The organism is Paracoccus liaowanqingii (assembly GCF_004683865.2).
GTDB classification, from domain to species: Bacteria; Pseudomonadota; Alphaproteobacteria; order Rhodobacterales; family Rhodobacteraceae; genus Paracoccus; species Paracoccus liaowanqingii.
Genome location: NZ_CP038439.1, coordinates 1,217,922 through 1,237,387, shown reverse-complemented (window position 1 = coordinate 1,237,387; position 19,466 = coordinate 1,217,922). Strand labels below are relative to the sequence as shown.

The window sequence follows — 19,466 nt, the reverse complement described above, 5'->3', positions numbered from 1 at the left end:
AGGAAGATGTTGTATGAAGCTTTAAACGCCGAGGCACGTTCACTTCGATCTGGTTGCGAACCTTCGCTGACTACCAGTTGGCGATCGTTCCATCCGGCAGGATCGCATCCAGCGCCGGCACGATCTCCGGCTGGAAAGGATGCTTTGCGGCGGCAGCTTCGTTGATCTCGATACCAAGGCCGGAACCGGTGGGGATGGTCCAGCAACCGTCCTGAAGCTGCATCGGGTGCGAGAAGACCTCGTCGAACCACGGGACAAGACCCACTGCTTCCTCTTGGATCAGGAAGTTCGGCGTTGCCACGTCGAAGTGCAGCGCGACGGCACCAGCCACCGGACCCATCGGATTGTGGGGCGCGATACCCATCTGGCCGGCCTCGGCGACGGCGGCGATGCGGCGCCCGCCCGTCAGGCCGCCGCAATGGCTGAGATCTGGCTGGACGTGGCTGACGGCGCGAAGCTCGGCCAGTTCGGCAAACTCTCGGGGCGTGAACAGCCGCTCGCCCGTGGCCAGGGGGCAATCGACGCGGCGGGCCAGATCGGCCATCGCAGCGGCGTTGCCGGGCTGGATCGGCTCCTCGACGAACAACGGGCGGATGGGTGCGATCACCTCGATAAAGGCGCGCGCAGCCTCAACCGAGGCGGGACGACCGTGAAAGTCGGTCATGATCGCGACATCAGGCCCGACCCTCTCTCGCACGGCGTGGGCGGCCTTTTCGACATGCAGGACGTCGCGCAGCGTCGCCTCGTAGCCGCAATAAGGCACGAAACCCAGCTTGACGGCGTTGTAGCCCATCTCGACCGTTTCCTGCACCGCGTCGCAGAAGGCGCTGATGTCTTCGGTCCCGACCTGCGCGCCGATCTTGGCGCGGCGAAGGTGGGTATAGACCCGCACCTGATCGCGGACTTGCCCGCCCAGAAGCTGCCAGACCGGCACGCCCAGATCCTTAGCCTTGATGTCCCACAATGCCTGATCGATGGCGGAGACCGCAGACAGCCCGATGGCGCCAAGCGGCCAGAAGCTGAAGCGGGTCATCTTGGCGAAGATGTGTTCGATCCGGCGGGGGTCTTCGCCAATGACGAAGGGCGCGAGATCCTCGACGGCGCCGGTAACGGCGCGGGTCTTCCATTCCAGCGTCGCCTCACCCCAGCCATGCAGGCCCGGCTGGTCGGTCTGGACCTTTACGAAGATCCAGTTGCGATGGATCGCGTTCACGATCGTGGAGTTGATGCCGGTGATTTTCATGGATGTTCCGCGTCAGTTGAGAAGGCTGGGAAGGTAGGAGGAAATGCCGGGCACCAAGCAGATGATCGCGATGGCGATCAGCTGGGCGAGTAGGAAGGGGACGAGCGCCCGCATCAGGGGGATCAGCCCGATCCGCCCGACCCGCATCACCACGAACAGCACGACGCCGACGGGCGGCGTCACGAGGCCCATCGCCAGCGTCAGCATGATGACCATCGCCGCCTGCAACGGGTCGATCCCCAGCTCGCGCACCACCGGCATCAGCAGCGGCGCGAAGATCAGGATCGCGGCGCCGATGTCGAGGAAGGTGCCAAGAACCAGCATGAGCAGGGCGACGGCGAACAGGAACAGGATCGGACTGTCCTGGAAGATGCCGGCCGCACCAGCGACCCAATCGGCGATGCCCAGCAGGTTCAGCGCGTAAGACAGGATAGTGGCGGCGGCGACCAGAAGGTAAATGCTGGCCGAGGTGCGGGCCGCACGCAGGAAGGCCAGCCACAAACCGTGCAGCGTCATGGCGCGGAAGACCACAACCGACAGGAAGATGGCATAGACGACTGCGATGCCGCCGCCCTCGGTGGCGGTGTAGATGCCGGCAATCATGCCGCCCACGATGATGACCGGCAGGGTAATGACGGCCAGCGCCTCGACCACCATCTTCAGCGCACTGTCGCCGCTCGGCGCGCGGCGGCGGGGGCGCGGCAAGCGGCCACGCAAGGCACCGACGGCGACCACGGCCGCGCAGGCGGCGGCCATCAGCAGCCCCGGTCCGATGCCGGCAAGGAACAGGTCGATGACCGACAAGCCGGTGACGGCCGCCATGATGATGGCAAGGCCGGAGGGCGGAATGATTGGCCCGATGATCGACGAGGCCGCGGTTACTGCGGCGGAGTATTCGCGGGTATAGCCCTCTTTCGGCATCTCCTCGGTGAACACCCGGCCAAGAGCCGCCGCATCCGCCACGGCCGAGCCCGAGATGCCGGCGAACATGACCGAGGTGCCAATATTGGCAAAGGCTGTCCCGCCCCGCAGCCAGCCGGTGGCGACGGAGGCAATCGAGATCAGCCGCGCGGTGATGCCGCCCTGGCTCATGATTTCGGCGGCAAGGATGTAGAAGGGCACGGCGAGAAAGACAAAGCTGTCCACGCCGGTGAACAGGCGCGTCGCGGTGACGCTGAGGGGAATGCCCGTCATCCAGACACCCAGCATCCCGGCAAGTCCGAGCGCGAAGGCGACGGGCACGCCGATGAACAGCAGGCCTAGGCCAAGCGCACCGACCCAGATCATTGCACGCCCCGTTCGCGGTCGCTGCCGGGCGCCGCGACATCGCCGCCGCCGGTCTGGTCACCCTCGGGTTCGAACCCGGACAGCCAGCTGAGTGCGATCTGCACCAGCATCAGCCCCGCTCCGACCGGCAAGGCCATGTAGGGGACGACCATCGGGATGCCCGAGGCGGGCGCCACCTGAGCCGCGTTTCGCATGGCGAGCGGCCAGCCATAGATCAGAATCACGGCGCAGAAGATTGCGGCGACGGTGTAAAGTGCGGACTTTACCAGATGCACGCGGTGGGGCGGAACCAGCGTTTCCAGTGCCTCGATGCCCATATGTTCGACCCGGTAGATGCACGCGACACTGCCCAGCATCATCAGCCAGATCATAGAATACCGCATCACTTCCTCGGTCCAGCTGAAGCCGGTCGCGAAGAGATAGCGCCCGCCGACCTGCGTCAGGTTCAGCACCGTGACGGCGATCATCAGAAGCGCCGCAAGGATCTCGGTGCTGCGGGCCAGAAGCCGCGCGGCCAAGGTGGCTGCCTGGATCATGGGATCAACTTCCTGAAGAGCCAAGTCCCTGCCCGGCGACGAATGGCGCCACAGGGCAGAGCGCTTGAAAGGTTACTCGGCGGCGTCGCTACCGTAGAGCCTGACCTTCGTATCCTCGACCGTGGCCAGCAGCTCGTCCACCAGTTCGTCGCCGACATTTCCGCGGATGAAGGACATGACCGGAGGTTGCGCAATATCGCGGAAAGCGGCCTTCTCCTCGGGGGTCGAGACGTGGATCTCCATCCCCAACTCGTCGGCCAGCTGTCGGCTGAAGCGCCAGTCACCTTCGGTCTTCTGCAGGTTCTCGGTCCAGGCCATCAGCTTGGCGGCGTCCTGGATCACTTGCTGGTGGCCAGGCTCGAGGCTGGAAAACCAATCCTCATTCGCGATAATCACATGCAGCCCAAATGTATGCTCGTTCAGCGTGTAGTAGCGCTGCACCTCGCCATGCCCACCGGTGTAGACCACGGCCGGAGGGTTCTCTTGTCCGTCGACGACGCCTTGGCGCAGGGCCATCACCACCTCGGCCCCGCTTATTGGCACGGCGGTCGCGCCGAGGGCGCCGACCATCTCCATGTAAACCGGGCTTTCCATCGTGCGGATCTTCAGCCCGGCCATGTCGGCGGGGTTAATGATCGGGCGCACGTTGTTGGTGAAGGACCGGAAGCCGTTTTGCGAGAAGGCCAGCGCGCGGATGCCGGTTTGTTCCAGCACGTCCTCGCGCATGCTATCGGCGAACTCGCTCTCGAGGACGCGCCATGCGACGGGAGCGGACTCGAACAGGTAGGGGATCGACCAGACCTGCATTGGCGGGTAGAAGCCCGCCATCGCTCCATCCGCGGGGAAACTCAGCTCAAGGCTGCCCTGCTGAACCATCTCGATCATCTCGCGCTCGCCACCCAACTGATTGTTGGGAAACAGGCGCACGGTGATCTCGCCGTTGGTTTTGAACTCGACATAGTCCTTGAAGCGGACCAAGGCGTTGTATTCGGGAGAGTCGCCTTCCGGCATCCCGATCCCGAACTTGATTTCCATCGCGTCGGCCTTTGCCAAGCCGAAGACGCTGACGCATGCAGCTAAAGCCGCCGCGCAAAATGCGGTTCTGATTGTCATTCCTGTCATCCTCCCTGGGGCCCGGTTTATCCGGCTCTGGGTCCTCCACCCGCTCCGGCCGTTGCCATAATAGCCCGCGCGGGGCTACATAGGTCACATGATGCCGCTCTCTAGATCATATGTAAAGGTGGTTTCGAAATGGATATCTCGCAGGGTGTGACGGGCAGCGCGCGGCGCGTGCTGGATCTGAAGATCCCGACGGATTACGCCTCGTCTCTGCCAACGGGGGCGGCCAAGCAGGCAGTCGAGACCTTGGGGCGGCGCATCTCCAACGACATCTATCGTCCCGACGAGGTGATGCCGACCGAGGCGGAGTTGGCCGACAGCCTCGGGGTCAGCCGCGCGACGGTCCGCGACGCGATCAAGGTGCTTTCGGGTAAGCAGCTGGTGCGGACGGCACGGCGCTACGGCACACGCGTGCGGCCGGTCGACGAATGGAACCTGATCGACAGTGACGTCGTCTGCTGGCACCGTCCCGACCACCCCCGCATCCGCCGCATCTTTGCCGAAACAACCGAGCTGCGCACGATCATCGAGCCCGCCGCTGCCGCGCTGGCCGCCGAGCGCGCATCCGCCCGCCAGATCGAGACGCTGCTCGCGGCGGCGCAGGCAATCCACCCGGCGGAGGACGATGTCGAGGCGCGGTTCGCCGCCGACTGTCAGTTCCACGTCACGCTGTTTGACATGACCGGCAACGACGTTATGCGCCAGATGCGCCAGCTGATCCTTACCATGCTGCGCGTCTCCTACGAGCTGGGTGTCGCGGACGACAGCAACGACAAGGTCAGTCGCGAGGGCCACATCGCCGTCGCCGAGGCTATCGCCGCCCGCGATCCCGCCGCCGCCCGAGAAGCGATGGCTGCAATGCTAGAGTTGAACCGCACCGTCGCGGAGCGGCAGCGCCCGCGCCTGTAAGCTGCTTCAGAAGTTCAAGGCGTTGTATTTTGGCTCCATGAATTTAGGATACCGTGGACGCCCTCCTCGCGGCCGGGTCCTTTCTGATTGATGGATCTAAGGCCGGCGGCTGACGTAGCGCATTGAGTGTCTGCTTCGGATCAATGCTGCAGTTACCATGCCGCACTGCCGTCAGTCTGCTTTCCGCCCATTGCGTAGCCGCATGACAGGCCAACGGGGTATCATGCAAAGTTATTTAATCATCGTTATTGGTTTGGCTCAGTCGGTCATCCGCGGGAACATCCGCACTGGGAATGCTGTCCATCGTGTCTTCAGCTGATAAGATGTGGACTTGCATCATCCGCTCGGCCCAGTGCGGCTTGCGAGCAGCAATGGCGGCTGCAATCTCAAGGTGGTGCTGTGCCGAACGGCGGCGCTGGTCCGCTGTGAACTGGCGAAAGGTGCGCGTCACCAGCGCCAAGTCCACCGTCGCCCGGATCAGGTGCATCAATCTTTGAGACTGCGTCGCTTCCGCAATCAGGCTGTGAAAGTGAGCATTTTCTCGGTCAATGCTTGCGATCAGCGCCTCACTGTCCACAGCGACCTGCGTCAACTCGTTCATCCGGCGGGCGGACGCGACCAGCGCCTCAACCTGCGCTGGCTTTGCCCGCTCGGCCGCCTTTGCGGCGGCATAGGATTCAAGGCGCAGCCGCAGCTCAAAGATCTCGCGAACCTCGTCTGCATCGGGGACCACGCACCATAGGCCCTGCCCCTTGCGCCGCTCCAGCAGCCCCTCCAGCAGAAGGCGCTTGATTGCCTCCCGGATAGGTGTGCGAGAAATCCCAAGGTTTTCGGCAAGGCCAACCTCGGTCACCTTGCGGTTGGCTGGCAAGCGCCGCTCCAGGATCGCTTGGCGCAACTCGCGATAGGCCCGTCTGGACGCACTTTCCGAAGATCCCGGCTGCATCTCAAGCCCTTCCGACACTTGCTGTTCCGGCGCAGTTCACCATCTGGCTTGTGGCATTACAATCCCTCGAATGGGTGCAGAAACACCGGTCCGAATAAACGGCACGGCAAAATTTACTTCAGCCGGCCACAAATGGATACAAATTATACCTGTGCCGGAATACAAATATCCTAGACACATCAGGGAGGGATCGCCATGTCAGGTGAAACACCGTTCGGGCCGCTGCAGGGCCTTCGGGTCGTGGAGATGGGGCAGCTACTAGCCGGGCCGTTTGTCGGCAGTCGCTGCGCCGATTTCGGGGCTGAAGTCCTAAAGATCGAGGCACCCGGCAGTGGCGACCCGATCCGCAACTGGGGGCGACTTCAGCACGAAGGCAAGACACTATGGTGGCCTATCATGGCGCGGAACAAGAAGTCGGTCTCAATCAACCTGCGCAAGGAAGAAGGCCAGGATCTGGCACGCAAGCTGATTGCTGAAGCCGATGTCTTGATCGAGAACTTCAAGCCCGGCACACTTGAGAAATGGGGTATGAGCCCGGCCCAGTTGCAGGCCCTGAACCCCGGGCTGGTGATCGTGCGAGTTTCAGGCTTCGGCCAGACGGGGCCTTATGCGGAGCGTCCGGGCTTCGCTTCGGTAGGCGAAGCGATGTCGGGCATGCGCTACATCAACGGCTATCCCGACATGCCGCCGCCGCGCTACGGCATCTCGCTTGGCGACACCCTGACGGCGCTGTTTGCTTTCGAGGGGATGATGATGGCGCTTTATCGCCGCGACCGGAACGGGGGGCGCGGCCAAGTGGTGGATGCGGCCATCACGGAAAGCTGCTTTGCGATGTTGGAAAGCACGGTTACGGAATATTCGAAGGCCGGCGCGATCCGTCAGCCCTCGGGGACAGGGATCGCGAAGATCGCTCCCTCGAACATCTACCCGGCGAAGGATGGCACTTATATCGTCATCGCGGCCAATGTGGATTCCATGTTCCGTCGTCTGACGCAGGCCATGGGTCAAACCCACTTGGCGGATGATCCTCGCTTCGTGACCCATATCGCGCGGGGCGATCATGCAGACCAGCTGGATTCGATGGTCGCGGAATGGTCCTCGTCGCTGGAAATGCCCGAGCTGAAAGCGCGCCTGAAAGAGTTCGGGGTCGTCTACGGTCCTATCAATTCAATTGCACAGGTCGTCGACGACCCGCATTTCCGCGAACGCGGTATGGTGCGCGAGCATCATGACGACGACTTCGGCACCATCACCATCCCCGGCGTCTTCCCGGTTCTGTCCGAAACGCCCGGCGATGTTGCATGGCTGGGACCGCAGGAGATCGGGGCCCACAATGCCGAAATCTATAGTCGGATCGGTCTCGACCAAAGCGAGATCGCTGATCTCAAGACGCGAGGAGTGATATGAGTATCACAATCTGCGAGGTCGGCCCACGCGACGGCCTGCAAAATCTCGCGCGCATATTCTCGGTCGAAGAGCGGGCGCATATGGTCACTGAGCTGGCTGCGGCGGGACTGCGCCAGATCGAAGCGGTCAGCATGGTGAACCCGGCCCGCGTGCCCCAGATGGCAGGCGCTGAAGAGCTATTGGCGGCGCTGCCTCCGCTGCCGGCGGTGCAGTTGGCCGCCCTGGTCCTGAACCGCAAGGGGGCCGAGCGAGCACTGGCTACCCGTGTGACCGCACTGCGCTTCGCCGTCGTTGCCTCGGACACGTTTTGCCGGCGAAACCAGAACATGGGCAGCGATGAGAGCGTCGCGGCCTTTGCTGCCATCGCGCCAATGGTAGGCCAAGCCGGGCGTAGTCTGACAGGGGTGATCGCCACGGCATATGGCTGCCCTTTCGAGGGCGAGGTCGCGCCGTCCCGGGTCGCCCATATGGCCGAGGCGCTGCTCGCGGCGGGCGCGGACCGGATTGTGCTTGCAGACACGATCGGTGTCGCTGCACCGCGCGACATCGCGCGGGTGCATGAGGCCTGCTGCTCCGTTATCGGGGCAATGCCATGGGGCGTTCATCTGCATAACACCCGCAACACCGGCTATGCGAACTTGATGGCGGCGTTGGAACGGGGGGCCAGCATAATCGATGCGGCCATCGGAGGGCTTGGTGGTTGCCCCTTCGCCCCGCGCGCGACCGGTAACATCGCAACCGAGGACGTTAATTACCTTTTGGAGCGCGAAGGCATTGTCACGGGCCTTGACCATGACCGACTGGCCGTGCTGGTCGAGTGGCTGTCCGAGCGCGTTCCCGACAAGATCACGGGCCAGCTGGCCCGCGCGGGCTGGTTCGGCGCCTGACCTGTCTTGTTTTGATTGGCGCCCGGCCAAGTGGCCGGGCGCCAGCCGCTAGAGCCCCGGTATCGCCAGAACGATCTGTGGAAACACTGCAATCAGAATGACCGATCCCAGCATGATTGCGACAAAGGGCAACGCGCCCCGTGCCACCACGCCAAGCGGCGCCCGGTCGAGCGACTGGATGACGAACAGGTTCAACCCGACGGGCGGCGTGATCAGTGCGATCTCGATCAGCAACACGAAGAAGATGCCGAACCAGATCGGATCAATTCCAAGAGCTAAGACAGTGGGCATAAGCACCGGGACCATGATCAGCAGCATCGACATGCTTTCCAAGAAAAAGCCGATAAATATCAACATCGCTGCGATAAGCAGCAGTGCCAGCGTGGCGGTGTTGAAGTAATCCTCGAACAGCCAAGCCAGCTGCGCAGGCAGCTGATATAGGGTAATTGCCTGCCCAAATATCTTGGCGCCGATCACGATGAGAAAGATCACCGTCGTCGTCTTGACCGTGTCCCGCACCGCGCCCAGGAAGACGTTGCGGCTAAGCCGCGCGCTGGCCGCCAAGATCAGTAACGCGACCGCCGCGCCGATGCCTGACGCTTCGGTCGGCGTGAAGATCCCGCCGTAGATCCCCCAAGGATCGTGCCCGCCAACAGCAGCGTCGGCAAGGCGCGGCGAGTGGCATTTAGTCGCTCGGGCCAGGTCGCTCGCGGCATCGCCTGATGCGTGCCCTGGATAGCCGAGGCGATCACCACGTAGATCCCGAACAGCACGATAAGTAGGATGCCGGGGCCAACCCCCGCCAGAAATAGCTGGCCGATGCTCTGTTCGGTGATCGCGCCATAGATGATCAGCGGGACCGAGGGCGGGATGATGATCCCTAGCGTGCCGCCTGCAGCCATCAGGCCGAGTGTCAGGCTGCGCGAATACCCACGCTTGATCATTTCGGGAATGGCGACGGTGCCGACCGTCGCAGCGGTCGTGATCGAACTGCCCGAGATGGCCGAGAAGACACCGCAGGATAAAAGGGCGGCGATGCCCAAGCCCCCTGGCCAGTGCCCAACCCAACTCTGCATCGCTACGAACAAGTCGCGTCCGATCCCGCCGCGCAGAAGCAGGTTCGACATCAGCAGAAACAACGGAATGGCCAGCAGGACAAAATCGTTGATGCCGCCGAACAGCGTGCTGGCGACCATCGACAGTGGCAAACCGTCGATCGCCAGCAGCCCTGCCCCAAGGATGCCAAGCGTAAACGCAACCGGGATGCCAGTCAGCAAAAGTGCTAGCAAGGCGCCGAAAATCAGAAAGGGGGTCATCGCCGCACCTCCATGTCCGTAGGGGGCAGCTCCTGCTCAGCCGAGCTGGAAAATTCGGGTGCGGGGCGGCCCGGCAGACGGATCAGTTCGGCCAGCGCCTGCAACGCAAGAATGGCAAAGCCCAGAATGATCGGCAGCTCGGCGATCCAGGTTGGCATCCGCAACATCGACGGTTGCCGGCGCCCGAAGGCGATGGAATCCATCATCGCTCGACTGGTCACCCACAGCACGAAGACCGAAAACAGCAGGATGGCGATCAGGCTCAGCGCCTCCGCAGCCTTGCGGCCTGTCGGGGGCAACTGCCCGATGACGGCGGTGATGCGGATCATGTGTCCCTCGCGCAGGCAATAGCCCATCGCGAGGAACGTCAGCCATATCATCACCGTGGTGGCGACATCCGAGGTCCAGTGCGTGGGAGCGCGGAAGACATAGCGCGCCACCACCTCATAGGTCAGTAACACCGTCATGGCGACGATGCCCAGCTCGGACAGACGTGCCGCAATTAGCGACAGCCCGTCCGCAAGGCGCAGCGCGCCACGCGGTGAGGTCATGCCCGTTCTCTCAGCGCAAGGCGTCCAGCGCGGTCAAAAGCCGGTCACCGGCCTCGCCCGCCTCTTCGCGAAATTGCTCGACTGCAGGGCGTGTGGCCTCCTGCCAGACGGCGATCTGCTCGGGCGTCAGTTCGGTTACGGTCGCATGTCCGTTCTCGGCCAGCCATTCGGCAGCCTCGACATTTTCGGCCTCGGTCCCGGCGCGCATCTGGTCCTCTGCACGAACTGCGGCTTCGGTCATCCAAGCCTGCTCCTGCTCGGACAGGCTGTCCCACAGCGCGGGGTTGATCACCGCGATGAACTCGGCAAGGCCGTGGCTGGTCATCGTGACGTGATCCATCACTTCGTAAAGCGCACGCGACTTGACGGCGGTTGTCCCGCTCATCCCGATATCCACCAGGCCGCGCTGATAGGCAACGAATTGCTCGGCGCCCCCCACAACCACGGCTGAGCCGCCGGCGGCCTCGATCAGATCGCCTGTCGGCTTGCCCGTGGCGCGGACCATCTTGCCGCGCATATCCTCGGGCGAGACGACCGGCGCGCCCTTGGACAGCATCTGGACAGGACCGTAATCCTGCCACCATAGCACCTTAGAGCCCGCCTCAAGCAGCAATTGGTCAAAGGTCTGGCGGAATTCGCCCTCGCGATCGGCTGCGCTGGCCAGGATTTCATAGTCGGGGAAAAGGAACGCGACCGAAAAGATGCCGGCCGCGGGGACCGAGCCGGCGTATTCATCCGCCAGCACGATCCCCAGATCTATCGCGCCGCTTGAGATGGCCTGGGGCACTTCCTGACCTTTGAACAACTGGGCGCTGTCAAAGACGCGCACGGTCATCTCACCGCCCGAAATCTCGTCCAACTGTTCGGCGAAATAATGTGTGTTTGCGCCTACCGGATGGTTTGCGCCGACCTGCACGGTCATCCGCAACACCCGCTCTGCGGCAGCTTCGTTGACGCCCAAATACATTGCACCGCACATCAGTGCAGCTACTGTCGCATATTTCATAGTTTGTCCTCCCATGATTTCCGGCAGTCGAACCCCGAGCAAATGCCCCCTCCACGAGCCGACTACTTGTCATAATGCATACAGAAAAGTCTCTGTAAAGCAAAGCGCACCTCCCTTTTGCGCCTCTTTCGCAACGCATTTGGGCCTAACGAATCGCCCGTCCGTATAGCTGCATACAATTTCTGTTCTGGCTGTCGGATTCTGGTTCAAACAAGGCGGACAAGCGGGTCAGCCCTAATTACTTCTACCGTCACAATATGATTGATAGCGTTAGCGCCCAGAGGGTCAGTGCGCTGCCGGCGACAAGTGCGTAGACGCCGTTCCAGCCGATCCCCGCCCGCCAGGGGGAGACCTTGCCCAATACAGCGGCGAGAAGCACGGATGCCGTGAAGGGAGAGGTCGCGCCGCTGAGTGCCCATCCTCCGGTGATCGCCACGACAAGCGCGGTCGGAGAAATCCCCATCACCTCGGGTGACGGCAGAACCGGCACCAGCAGCGAGACGGCAAGAATGGGGTTCATCCCCAGCTGCCCGGTCAGCGGAATGACCCAGACCATTGCGGCCACGATGATCCACGGCGGGACTGCCTGCAGATCGAGGCCCAGCCCCTGGACCAGCGGCACCAGCAGGACGGCCCCCAGACTGCCGATGAAGCCCGCCATGAACAACAACACGATCTCGCCCCGATACGAGGGCAGTTCGCGGGTCACGAACTCGGCTGCTCGCTGACGGAGATGGCGAAGCCGGGTCTGCCCCTCCGGCGGTTGCTGCAGGGCGATCCACAACACCGCGACCACCGGCACGAGCGACATGACCGCGCCGATCACCTCGACCCCGGTCAGAGCGTGCAGCAGGGCGACCCCTAGCAACACCACGCCCAGCAGCACCAGCAAGGGGCGCAGATGCTCTGACCACCGTTCGGTTTCGGCCACCTTTGCCAGCGCTGCTTTACGCTGCTTGTAGAGCGCATCCAAACCCCAACCGATCGCCAGCACCATCACCGCGCTGATGATCCCCGGCAGAGCCGCTGCCCCCCAGCTGGCCCCCGGCACAACCGACACGGTGATGATCATGGAAAATCCCAGGGGCGACCAGCAGAGGGTGGAGGCGAAGCCGCGCTGAATGGCGATCATCATGCGCCTTGTGCGCTGCAGACGCACCTGGCGATCAGGCTCGTGCGCTGTGCTCTCGGTCGCCAGGGTTCCGAGTAACGAGATGGACCCATAGAGCAGGATCAACCCGAACAGATGCCCGCCGATCGTCAGGGCACTATAGCGCAGCCCGGGTCGCTGGCGGGCCAGAAACCGCCCGCATTCGACGATCTCCGGGGAGGTCATGGCGGCGTTGCGGATCACGCTCAACGCCGTGAACAGCGCCATCACCATGGCGCCACGTTGCGTTGCAGTTGCGGTGGCGGCGAGCCAGTTCGTGGTGGTCAGCGCAGCCCAGATGACCAGCGCCAAGCCAATCAGAACGAAGGCCACCCGCGACGCACGGACACTGAAGCTGAAGACTGCGACCGCAGCCACTGCCAGTCCCGAAGCTACCAACGCAAAATGCGACAGTCCGGTATACTCGTATGCCACCATGCAGGCGGTCACGCCGGCCGGCAAAAGGCCTGCCCAGGAATAGGAAGGCGGGATCTGGAAAAGGGTCATGCGGGCTCTACGCTTTAGTTTGTTAAGGGAAATATCAGGCAGTCGCGCTGGCCGGTCGACTGCTTTGTCCTGTGGCCCGTGTCCTCAATTTGGGTATCACACATATGCCACGCAGGTGGTTAAGGCAAAGCCGCGATTGGCCGGGGACAAATCAATCTTTTGACTGATAAAGGCATCAATTCGCCTATCAAGGCCGTGACAGTCACAAACCGGGACTTCAGCAGGTGCACCGTCTTGATAAATTTGCCTGTATAGCATGGCCCATTTTTAGAAAGTGGAGGGTCCATGGAAAAAAATGGTTCGGGGTCCCGAAGCACCCCCATGACCTTAGTGCCGCCGTTCTAGGACTTCGGACGTCCCGTCGGCGCGGCACCAACTCCCAAGCGCATGTCGTCGCACAGGCCGCTAGATTCGTGTCATCAGCAACAGCTTATGGGCGAGACAACCATGCCCAACCCCTTTGAAACCACCCTGGCTGCCGTCTTCCTTCGTCGACAGACCGAGCTTCTGGCGCACAAAGAGTCGCTGAAGCAGATCGCGCATAAAGCGGTCTTTGTGAACGGCAGCATGTTCTCGATGTTCAACATGGTCGCATCGAAGATCCCACTGGACCGTGTGCCCGCCCTCGCCCGCGCCTTGGAGACAGATCCAGGCTTCCTTATGCGCCTGGAGCTGGAGCAGGCTGTGGGAAAGACAGCGTCCGTCGCGGTGCTGGAAGTGTTTGGGACGCCGACGACCATCAACGAACGTGCCTAGCTAGAAGAGATCCGCGATGCCTTAGGAAGCACCGTCCGAAGCTGACGACACGATCAAGAATGGCCCTCCGCGCCATCTTCGGGAAGTGGGGAAGAATGCCATGGAATGGGGAGCTGTCAAAAGCTGCCCGTTCCTCAACTCACATATCTGGATCAAGCAGACCTACGGTCGGTCCCTGCCCGTTCCTGTTTTCCGAGTTAAAGCAATCACGGGACCACGGGACCACTTCTGACCCTCGGTGGCGCCGATCGTCTACCACACTTAAAGCGAACTAACGTTACAGAATGCCGGCTTGGGGTCTACGGATTTCCTTTTTGCTTCGGTTACAGTCGCTTGCTCCACATACTCGCAGCAACGCTGGCGCAGCTGCCCAATTGGATAACCAAAACGACGGCGAAAGGCCTTGCTCAGCGCGGGGGCATCGCAATATCCGCAGCGCAGGGCGATGTCGTGCAGGCTCAGCTGGGTAGTGCGCGCCAGATCCTGCGCCCGCGCCAGCCTGAGCATTTGGTAGAACTGACCCGGCGACATCCCCAGATCCGCCCTGAACAGCCGGTCCATCTTGCTTGGCGACATGCCGCCCAGATCGGCGAGGCGGGACAGGGGGGCGGGGTCGTCGATGGTCTCGCACATATGGTCGAGGATAGGGCGTAAACGGGCGGAGCCGGCCCGCACCAAATCCGCCAGACGGTCGGGCACGTCGCCCTGCGGACGCGGATCGTCACGCAGGAACATCGTCGAGGCCAGGAAGGCGTCTGCCTTACCAAAGCGCGTCCCGATCAGCGACAGCATCAGCGCCAGCGCATCCGAGGCGCCACCGCAGGTCCAGACCCGGTCGGTGGTCACGTGACCCACAGACATCACCCGGACATGGGGGAACGCCTCGGCGAATTCGGGCAGCAGCGACCAGTGCAACGTCGCTTCGCGATCGTCGAGCAGCCCGGCTGCGGCAAGAATCCACGGCCCCGTATCCGCGCCGACGATCTGCCGGCTGTGGCGTGCCAGATCCGCGACGTGCCGCCGCGCGGGGCCCTGCGCGTGAGCGCGATGGCCATAGCCCGCCACGACGACCAGCAGATCGATCATGCCCGTCTGCCGCGGGTCGGGCGCCACCATCAACCCGCTGGAGGATCTGACCGGCCCGTCGCCTGCGGTCAGGATCTGCCACTCTAGATCCGCCCGCCCCCCATCGCGGACCGCGCGCAGGGGTTCCAGCAGACAGGACAGGACCATGTTCGAGAAGCCGTCAAACAACAGAAAGGTGACGCGCATGGCAAAATATGACAATCGAGGACAATCAAATGACTGACTAGGACAAGATGCAGGCCAGCAAAAGGTCTAACCTCGGTGCGTGACCTAACAGGAGCCCGCAATGCCGCTTGCCATGACCAAGGACGTCTTCATCACCTGCGCCGTGACCGGTTCCGGCGCAACGCAGGACCGATCGTCCCATGTGCCGCGCAGCCCGCGCCAGATCGCCGACAGCGCCATCGCCGCGGCCAGGGCGGGGGCGGCGGTCGTTCACTGCCACGTGCGCGACCCCGAGACCGGCGCACCCTCGCGCAGGCTGGATCTCTACCGCGAGCTGACCAATCGCATCCGCGACGCAGACGTGGATGTCGTGCTGAACCTGACGGCGGGCATGGGCGGGGACATCGTCTTCGGCCCGACCGAGGCCCCGTTTCCCGTCAACGCGCAGGCCACCGACATGATCGGTGCAACCGAGCGGATGGCCCATATTGCCGAATGCCTGCCCGAGATCTGCACTCTCGATTGTGGCACGATGAACTTTGCCGAGGCCGATTACGTCATGACGAACACGCCTGGCATGCTGCGCGCGATGGGCTCGATAATGACCGCCCTTGGCGTCAAGCCCGAGATCGAAGCCTTCGACACCGGCCATCTGTGGTTCGCCAAACAGTTGGTCACTGAGGGCACGCTGACTAGCCCGGCGCTGGTGCAGCTGTGCATGGGGGTGCCTTGGGGCGCGCCCAATGATCTGAACACCTTTCTGGCGATGGTGAACGCGGTGCCTACGGATTGGTGCTGGTCGGCGTTCAGCCTGGGACGCGATCAGATGCCCTATGTTGCCGCCGCCGTGCTGGCGGGCGGAAACATCCGCGTCGGGCTGGAGGACAATCTGTGGCTGGGCAAGGGACAGTTGGCCACCAATGCCCAACTGGTTGAACGCGCGGTCACGATCACTGAGAACATGGGCGCCCGCATCATCGGTCCGCAGGCTGTGCGGGACCGGCTGGGACTGGTCAAACGCGGGCCCGCTGGGGTGGCGGCATGAAGGCCGCGATCATTGGCGGCGGCGTGATCGGTGGCGGATGGGCGGCTCGGTTCCTGCTGAACGGCTGGGACGTCGCGGTTGCGGACCCCGACCCGCAGGCGGAACGCAAGATCGCCGCGGTGCTGGACAATGCCCGACGAGCGCTGCCTGCACTTTATGATTGCGCCCTGCCCCACGAAGGGCGTCTGACCTTCCATGCCGATCTGGCCACGGCAGTCGCAGGCGCGGACTGGGTGCAGGAAAGCGTCCCCGAAGTCCTGGAGGTCAAGCACCGCATCCTGCCGATGATCGCGGAGGCGGCAGGGCCGCAGGCTATCATCGGGTCGTCCACCTCGGGCTTCAGACCGTCCGAGTTGAACGCGGCGGGCACGGGCGCCATCGTCGCCCATCCATTCAACCCGGTCTATCTGCTGCCGCTGGTCGAGTTGGTGGGCGATACGGACACCTGCGCGCGGGCGGCTGATATCCTGCGCAGCATTGGCATGTATCCCCTGACGGTCCGCCACGAGATCGACGCCCATATCGCCGACCGCCTGCTGGAGGCCGTGTGGCGCGAGGCGCTGTGGCTGGTCAAGGACGGCATCGCCACGACCGCCGAGATCGACGAGGCGATCCGCATGGGCTTCGGCATCCGCTGGGCGCAGATGGGCCTGTTCGAGACCTATCGCATTGCGGGCGGAGAGGCCGGGATGGCCCATTTCATGGCCCAGTTCGGCCCAGCCTTGTCCTGGCCCTGGACCAAGCTGATGGACGTGCCTGAGTTCAACGACGAGCTGGTCCAGCTAATCGCTACGCAATCCGACGCGCAATCGGGTCACCTATCGATCCGTGAACTGGAACGCCTGCGCGATGACAATGTGGTCGCGATGATCCGCGCCCTGCGCCGCACCGGCAGCGGCGCGGGAGGAGTTGTCACCGCCCACGAGGCCGCCCTGCCCGATGCAGGGGAACGTGACGGCTTGCCGGTCACCGCCATGCGGCAGGTGCCCGTCAGCTGGACCGACTATAACGGCCACATGAACGAGACGCATTACCTGGAGACGGCATCCCTGGCCACCGACCGCTTCATGCAAATGATTGGGGCCGATGCGGACTACATCGCGTCGGGCCGGAGCTACTTTACGGTCGAAAGCCACATCCGGCATCTAGACGAGGTGCAGGCGGGCGATCGCCTGACAGTGACCACACAGGTGCTGGCGGGTGCGGGCAAGCGGCTGCATCTGTTCAACCGCCTGTGGCGCGATGACACTCTTGCCGCCACGGTCGAGACGATGCTGCTGCACACGGACCTGACCATCCGGCGCACCTCGGACCCGGATCCGGCGGTCGCTGCGCGCTTGTCGGACTGGGTGGCCCGCCATGCCGGAATACCGGCACCCGAGGGCGCGGGCAGGTCCGTCGGCCTGCGGCCTTGAGATCGGCGCCGGGCCAGATGCTGCCGGATTGAGGCGCGGATGGTGTTCCAGCAATCCGACCAGCCCCTGACGGCAACGATCCTGATCCTGCCCGACGCGTCCCTGATGAGTGTGGCGGCAACGCTGGACCCGATGCGCGCGGCCAACCGCATCTCAGGGCAGCAGCCCTATCGCTGGCGGGTCGTGTCGATCGACGGCCAGCCGGTCTGCACAAGCTGCGGGCTGGCCCTGCAGGTCGACGGTCCGCTGGCCGCGCAGGGCGACTGCGACCTGCTGATCGTAGTCGCCGCTTTTAATGTTGCGCACCATGCCACACCCGCCCTGTTGGCGACCTTGCGTCAGGCCGCACGGCACGCCCGCATGGTCGGCGGCATCGAGGCTGGCAGCTGGGTGCTGGCGATGGCCGGACTGCTGGATCAGCGCCGCGCCACGACCCATTGGGAGGATCTGGAGGATTTTGCAGCCCGCTTTCCACAGATCCGCGTGATCCCGGACCGGTGGGTCGTGGACGGGCCGGTCTTCACCACGGGAGGTGCCGCCCCGGCGCTGGATTTCATGCTGGCCTTGATCCGGGCGCGGCAGGGGACAAGCTCGGCTTTGAATGTCGCGAGCGTCTATGTCTATGACGAGGTGCATCTGCCGACCGACGCGCAGCCCCTTGTCTCGCTTGGCCGCCACAGCCATCTGGACCGGCGCTTGGCACCGGTCGTCGCCCTCATGGAACAGCATCTCGACACCCCGCTGTCGATCCGTGAGATCGCCGGCCGGACAGGATGTTCCACCCGCACCCTGGAAGGTCTTTTCCGCGATCTGGTCCAGACCTCGCCGGCGGCCTACTATCTGGCCTTACGCCTACAATTAGCCCGCAGGCTAGTTGTAGATACAAATCTTCCCATGGCCGATATCGCCGTGCGCACGGGGTTCTCATCTATCGCTTCGCTGTCGCGCGCCTTCCGGCGGCGGTTCGGGCAGCCGCCGACGGCTGCCCGGCGCGGATCAAAGATTTAGGGCGGTCGTCACGGCAGCTAGTCCCGGCTGGCCGTCAAAGGTCATTACATCTGCCAGCCAGCCGTCCAGCACGGCAGGGTTCTCGGTCAGCCAGCGCGTTGCCGCATCGCGCGGTTCCAACCCCTCATCGAGGATATAGGACATCATGATATCCTCGGCCTCGACTGTGAAGGCCAGATTGGCCAGGAAAGCGCCTAGATTTGGACAGTCGGCGGACAGACCCTTGCGGGTGTTCGTCAGCACGGTCGCCTCGCCATCGTTGGGCCCGAACATGTCGTCGCCGTCGGTCAGGTATTCCAGTTCATAGCGCACGTTCATCGGGTGGGGCCGCCAGCCGAAGAACAGGATCGCGTCCTCTGACCCGATGGCACGTTGGACCTGCGCCAGCATTCCCTGCTCACTGGATTCGACAAGCTCAAACTCGCCCAAACCAAAGCTGTCCTCCTCAATCATCTTCAGGATCGTGGTGTTGGCACTGCTGCCTGCCTCGATGCCATAGATCTGCCCGCCCAGCTGGTCTTGAAATGCGGCTATATCGGCATAGGTCTTCAGCCCCGCGTCATAGGTCACCTTGGGCACGGCAAAGCCGATCAATGCGCCTTCCAGATTGGGGCGGATCACCTCGATATCGCCGGCATCGACCAGGGGCTTCTGCTGCGGCTCCTGCAACGGCATCCAGTTGCCTAGGAAAATGTCCGTGTCACCTTGTCTTAGCGATTCAAACGTCACCGCCACCGACAGGATCTGAATTTCAGGGGTGTATCCCAACCCTTCCAGAACAATTGCTGCGGCACTGGTCGTCGCGGTGATGTCCGTCCAACCAACGTCCGAAAAGCTTGGGGCCCGGCATGCCTCGGCCTCGGCTGCATGGACAGGTGACAGCGTCGTGGCCGAGACGAGAGTTGCGAAAACGATCGTGCGCTTCATTCTTTCTTTCCTCCGATGGGGATTGGCCGCAGATGCTGCAAGAGTAGAGCATCCCATTCATTTGGCTTAGCACAGGACGAAGCAAACTTGTCCCGTTGCGCAAAGACGGGCTGATTTCATGCTGACGGCCAGCGGCTGGCGACACTCGCGCGTCGACTAAAAATAGGACAGCTGTAAAAGCAAGGCGTGGTCCCGTGGAC

The 19,466-nt window shown here is 63.1% G+C and carries 17 protein-coding genes and 1 pseudogene; 7 read left to right on the top strand and 11 right to left on the bottom strand.

Annotation, left to right across the window (positions count from 1 at the left end; all coding sequences use genetic code 11):
• Positions 1–70 precede the first annotated feature (70 nt).
• The 4 genes from dgoD to E4191_RS05860 all read right to left on the bottom strand — a co-directional run bounded on the left by dgoD (position 71) and on the right by E4191_RS05860 (position 4,179).
• Positions 71–1,243, bottom strand: coding sequence for a galactonate dehydratase (dgoD, locus tag E4191_RS05875; RefSeq protein ID WP_135312584.1), 1,173 nt, complete (start codon positions 1,241–1,243; stop codon positions 71–73).
• Between the two features lie 12 nt (positions 1,244–1,255).
• On the bottom strand, positions 1,256–2,530 hold the full coding sequence (locus tag E4191_RS05870; RefSeq protein ID WP_135312583.1) for a TRAP transporter large permease: 1,275 nt from the start codon (positions 2,528–2,530) through the stop codon (positions 1,256–1,258).
• Positions 2,527–3,066 carry a TRAP transporter small permease gene (locus E4191_RS05865; RefSeq protein WP_228461581.1) on the bottom strand — a complete coding sequence of 180 codons (540 nt, stop codon included), beginning with the start codon at positions 3,064–3,066 and terminating at the stop codon, positions 2,527–2,529. The genes E4191_RS05870 and E4191_RS05865 overlap by 4 nt, the downstream gene beginning before the upstream one ends.
• Before the next feature lie 72 nt (positions 3,067–3,138).
• Entirely contained in the window at positions 3,139–4,179 is a 1,041-nt protein-coding gene (locus E4191_RS05860) for a TRAP transporter substrate-binding protein (protein ID WP_135312582.1), read from the bottom strand.
• 138 nt (positions 4,180–4,317) lie between these two features.
• On the opposite strand from E4191_RS05860, the gene E4191_RS05855 reads away from it, so the two are divergent.
• A complete protein-coding gene (locus E4191_RS05855; RefSeq protein WP_135312581.1) occupies positions 4,318–5,094 on the top strand; it encodes a FadR/GntR family transcriptional regulator in 777 nt (258 codons plus the stop codon).
• Between the two features lie 235 nt (positions 5,095–5,329).
• Here E4191_RS05855 and E4191_RS05850 read toward each other — a convergent pair whose 3' ends face one another.
• Positions 5,330–6,040, bottom strand: coding sequence for a GntR family transcriptional regulator (locus E4191_RS05850; RefSeq protein WP_135312580.1), 711 nt, complete (start codon positions 6,038–6,040; stop codon positions 5,330–5,332).
• A 195-nt stretch (positions 6,041–6,235) separates the two neighbouring features.
• Between E4191_RS05850 and E4191_RS05845 the strand changes: the two genes are divergently transcribed.
• Both E4191_RS05845 and E4191_RS05840 read left to right on the top strand, forming a co-directional pair.
• The gene (locus tag E4191_RS05845) at positions 6,236–7,447 is read left to right on the top strand and encodes a CaiB/BaiF CoA transferase family protein (RefSeq protein ID WP_135312579.1); all 1,212 of its coding nucleotides are present in this window, start codon (positions 6,236–6,238) and stop codon (positions 7,445–7,447) included.
• Positions 7,444–8,334, top strand: coding sequence for a hydroxymethylglutaryl-CoA lyase (locus E4191_RS05840; protein WP_135312578.1), 891 nt, complete (start codon positions 7,444–7,446; stop codon positions 8,332–8,334). Before E4191_RS05845 ends, E4191_RS05840 begins: the two co-directional genes overlap by 4 nt.
• Before the next feature lie 48 nt (positions 8,335–8,382).
• Here E4191_RS05840 and E4191_RS05835 read toward each other — a convergent pair.
• The 4 genes and pseudogenes from E4191_RS05835 to E4191_RS05820 form a co-directional block, all read right to left on the bottom strand.
• A pseudogene (locus E4191_RS05835) lies at positions 8,383–9,650 on the bottom strand (TRAP transporter large permease).
• Positions 9,647–10,201, bottom strand: a complete 555-nt coding sequence (locus E4191_RS05830; RefSeq protein ID WP_135312577.1) for a TRAP transporter small permease — start codon at positions 10,199–10,201, stop codon at positions 9,647–9,649. Before E4191_RS05830 ends, E4191_RS05835 begins: the two are co-directional and overlap by 4 nt.
• Before the next feature lie 10 nt (positions 10,202–10,211).
• Complete coding sequence (gene dctP / locus E4191_RS05825; RefSeq protein WP_228461579.1) at positions 10,212–11,249, bottom strand: TRAP transporter substrate-binding protein DctP; 1,038 nt, start codon at positions 11,247–11,249, stop codon at positions 10,212–10,214.
• A gap of 208 nt (positions 11,250–11,457) precedes the next feature.
• Positions 11,458–12,864: a hypothetical protein gene (locus E4191_RS05820; RefSeq protein ID WP_135312575.1), complete on the bottom strand. Its 1,407-nt coding sequence runs from the start codon at positions 12,862–12,864 to the stop codon at positions 11,458–11,460.
• A 432-nt stretch (positions 12,865–13,296) separates the two neighbouring features.
• Here E4191_RS05820 and E4191_RS05815 point away from each other — a divergent pair, with 432 nt between their 5' ends.
• Complete coding sequence (locus tag E4191_RS05815) at positions 13,297–13,620, top strand: XRE family transcriptional regulator (protein ID WP_135312574.1); 324 nt, start codon at positions 13,297–13,299, stop codon at positions 13,618–13,620.
• A gap of 261 nt (positions 13,621–13,881) precedes the next feature.
• Here the strand turns inward: E4191_RS05815 and E4191_RS05810 are convergent, their stop codons facing one another.
• Complete coding sequence (locus E4191_RS05810; protein WP_231714316.1) at positions 13,882–14,853, bottom strand: helix-turn-helix domain-containing protein; 972 nt, start codon at positions 14,851–14,853, stop codon at positions 13,882–13,884.
• 139 nt (positions 14,854–14,992) lie between these two features.
• Here E4191_RS05810 and E4191_RS05805 point away from each other — a divergent pair, with 139 nt between their 5' ends.
• Genes E4191_RS05805 through E4191_RS05795 form a run of 3 tightly spaced genes read left to right on the top strand, consistent with a single transcriptional unit; the run spans position 14,993 to position 18,339 of the window.
• On the top strand, positions 14,993–15,916 hold the full coding sequence (locus E4191_RS05805) for a BKACE family enzyme (protein WP_135312572.1): 924 nt from the start codon (positions 14,993–14,995) through the stop codon (positions 15,914–15,916).
• Complete coding sequence (locus E4191_RS05800) at positions 15,913–17,331, top strand: carnitine 3-dehydrogenase (protein ID WP_135312571.1); 1,419 nt, start codon at positions 15,913–15,915, stop codon at positions 17,329–17,331. The genes E4191_RS05805 and E4191_RS05800 overlap by 4 nt, the downstream gene beginning before the upstream one ends.
• Positions 17,332–17,370: 39 nt before the next feature.
• Positions 17,371–18,339 carry a GlxA family transcriptional regulator gene (locus E4191_RS05795; protein WP_135312570.1) on the top strand — a complete coding sequence of 323 codons (969 nt, stop codon included), beginning with the start codon at positions 17,371–17,373 and terminating at the stop codon, positions 18,337–18,339.
• Here the strand turns inward: E4191_RS05795 and choX are convergent.
• Entirely contained in the window at positions 18,328–19,266 is a 939-nt protein-coding gene (gene choX, locus E4191_RS05790) for a choline ABC transporter substrate-binding protein (protein ID WP_135312569.1), read from the bottom strand. The two genes, E4191_RS05795 and choX, sit on opposite strands and share 12 nt — an antisense overlap.
• Positions 19,267–19,466: the final 200 nt, after the last annotated feature.

Bases quoted from the DNA above. Each gene is read 5' to 3' on its own strand.
- E4191_RS05850 (WP_135312580.1), bottom strand. From the start codon at position 6,040: ATGCAGCCGGGATCTTCGGAAAGTGCGTCCAGACGGGCCTATCGCGAG.
- dgoD (WP_135312584.1), bottom strand. From the start codon at position 1,243: ATGAAAATCACCGGCATCAACTCCACGATCGTGAACGCGATCCATCGC.
- E4191_RS05855 (WP_135312581.1), top strand. From the start codon at position 4,318: ATGGATATCTCGCAGGGTGTGACGGGCAGCGCGCGGCGCGTGCTGGAT.
- E4191_RS05800 (WP_135312571.1), top strand. From the start codon at position 15,913: ATGAAGGCCGCGATCATTGGCGGCGGCGTGATCGGTGGCGGATGGGCG.
- E4191_RS05805 (WP_135312572.1), top strand. From the start codon at position 14,993: ATGCCGCTTGCCATGACCAAGGACGTCTTCATCACCTGCGCCGTGACC.
- E4191_RS05845 (WP_135312579.1), top strand. From the start codon at position 6,236: ATGTCAGGTGAAACACCGTTCGGGCCGCTGCAGGGCCTTCGGGTCGTG.
- E4191_RS05870 (WP_135312583.1), bottom strand. From the start codon at position 2,530: ATGATCTGGGTCGGTGCGCTTGGCCTAGGCCTGCTGTTCATCGGCGTG.
- choX (WP_135312569.1), bottom strand. From the start codon at position 19,266: ATGAAGCGCACGATCGTTTTCGCAACTCTCGTCTCGGCCACGACGCTG.
- E4191_RS05860 (WP_135312582.1), bottom strand. From the start codon at position 4,179: ATGACAATCAGAACCGCATTTTGCGCGGCGGCTTTAGCTGCATGCGTC.
- E4191_RS05830 (WP_135312577.1), bottom strand. From the start codon at position 10,201: ATGACCTCACCGCGTGGCGCGCTGCGCCTTGCGGACGGGCTGTCGCTA.
- E4191_RS05795 (WP_135312570.1), top strand. From the start codon at position 17,371: ATGGTGTTCCAGCAATCCGACCAGCCCCTGACGGCAACGATCCTGATC.
- E4191_RS05820 (WP_135312575.1), bottom strand. From the start codon at position 12,864: ATGACCCTTTTCCAGATCCCGCCTTCCTATTCCTGGGCAGGCCTTTTG.
- E4191_RS05840 (WP_135312578.1), top strand. From the start codon at position 7,444: ATGAGTATCACAATCTGCGAGGTCGGCCCACGCGACGGCCTGCAAAAT.
- E4191_RS05810 (WP_231714316.1), bottom strand. From the start codon at position 14,853: ATGGTCCTGTCCTGTCTGCTGGAACCCCTGCGCGCGGTCCGCGATGGG.
- E4191_RS05865 (WP_228461581.1), bottom strand. From the start codon at position 3,066: ATGATCCAGGCAGCCACCTTGGCCGCGCGGCTTCTGGCCCGCAGCACC.
- E4191_RS05815 (WP_135312574.1), top strand. From the start codon at position 13,297: ATGGGCGAGACAACCATGCCCAACCCCTTTGAAACCACCCTGGCTGCC.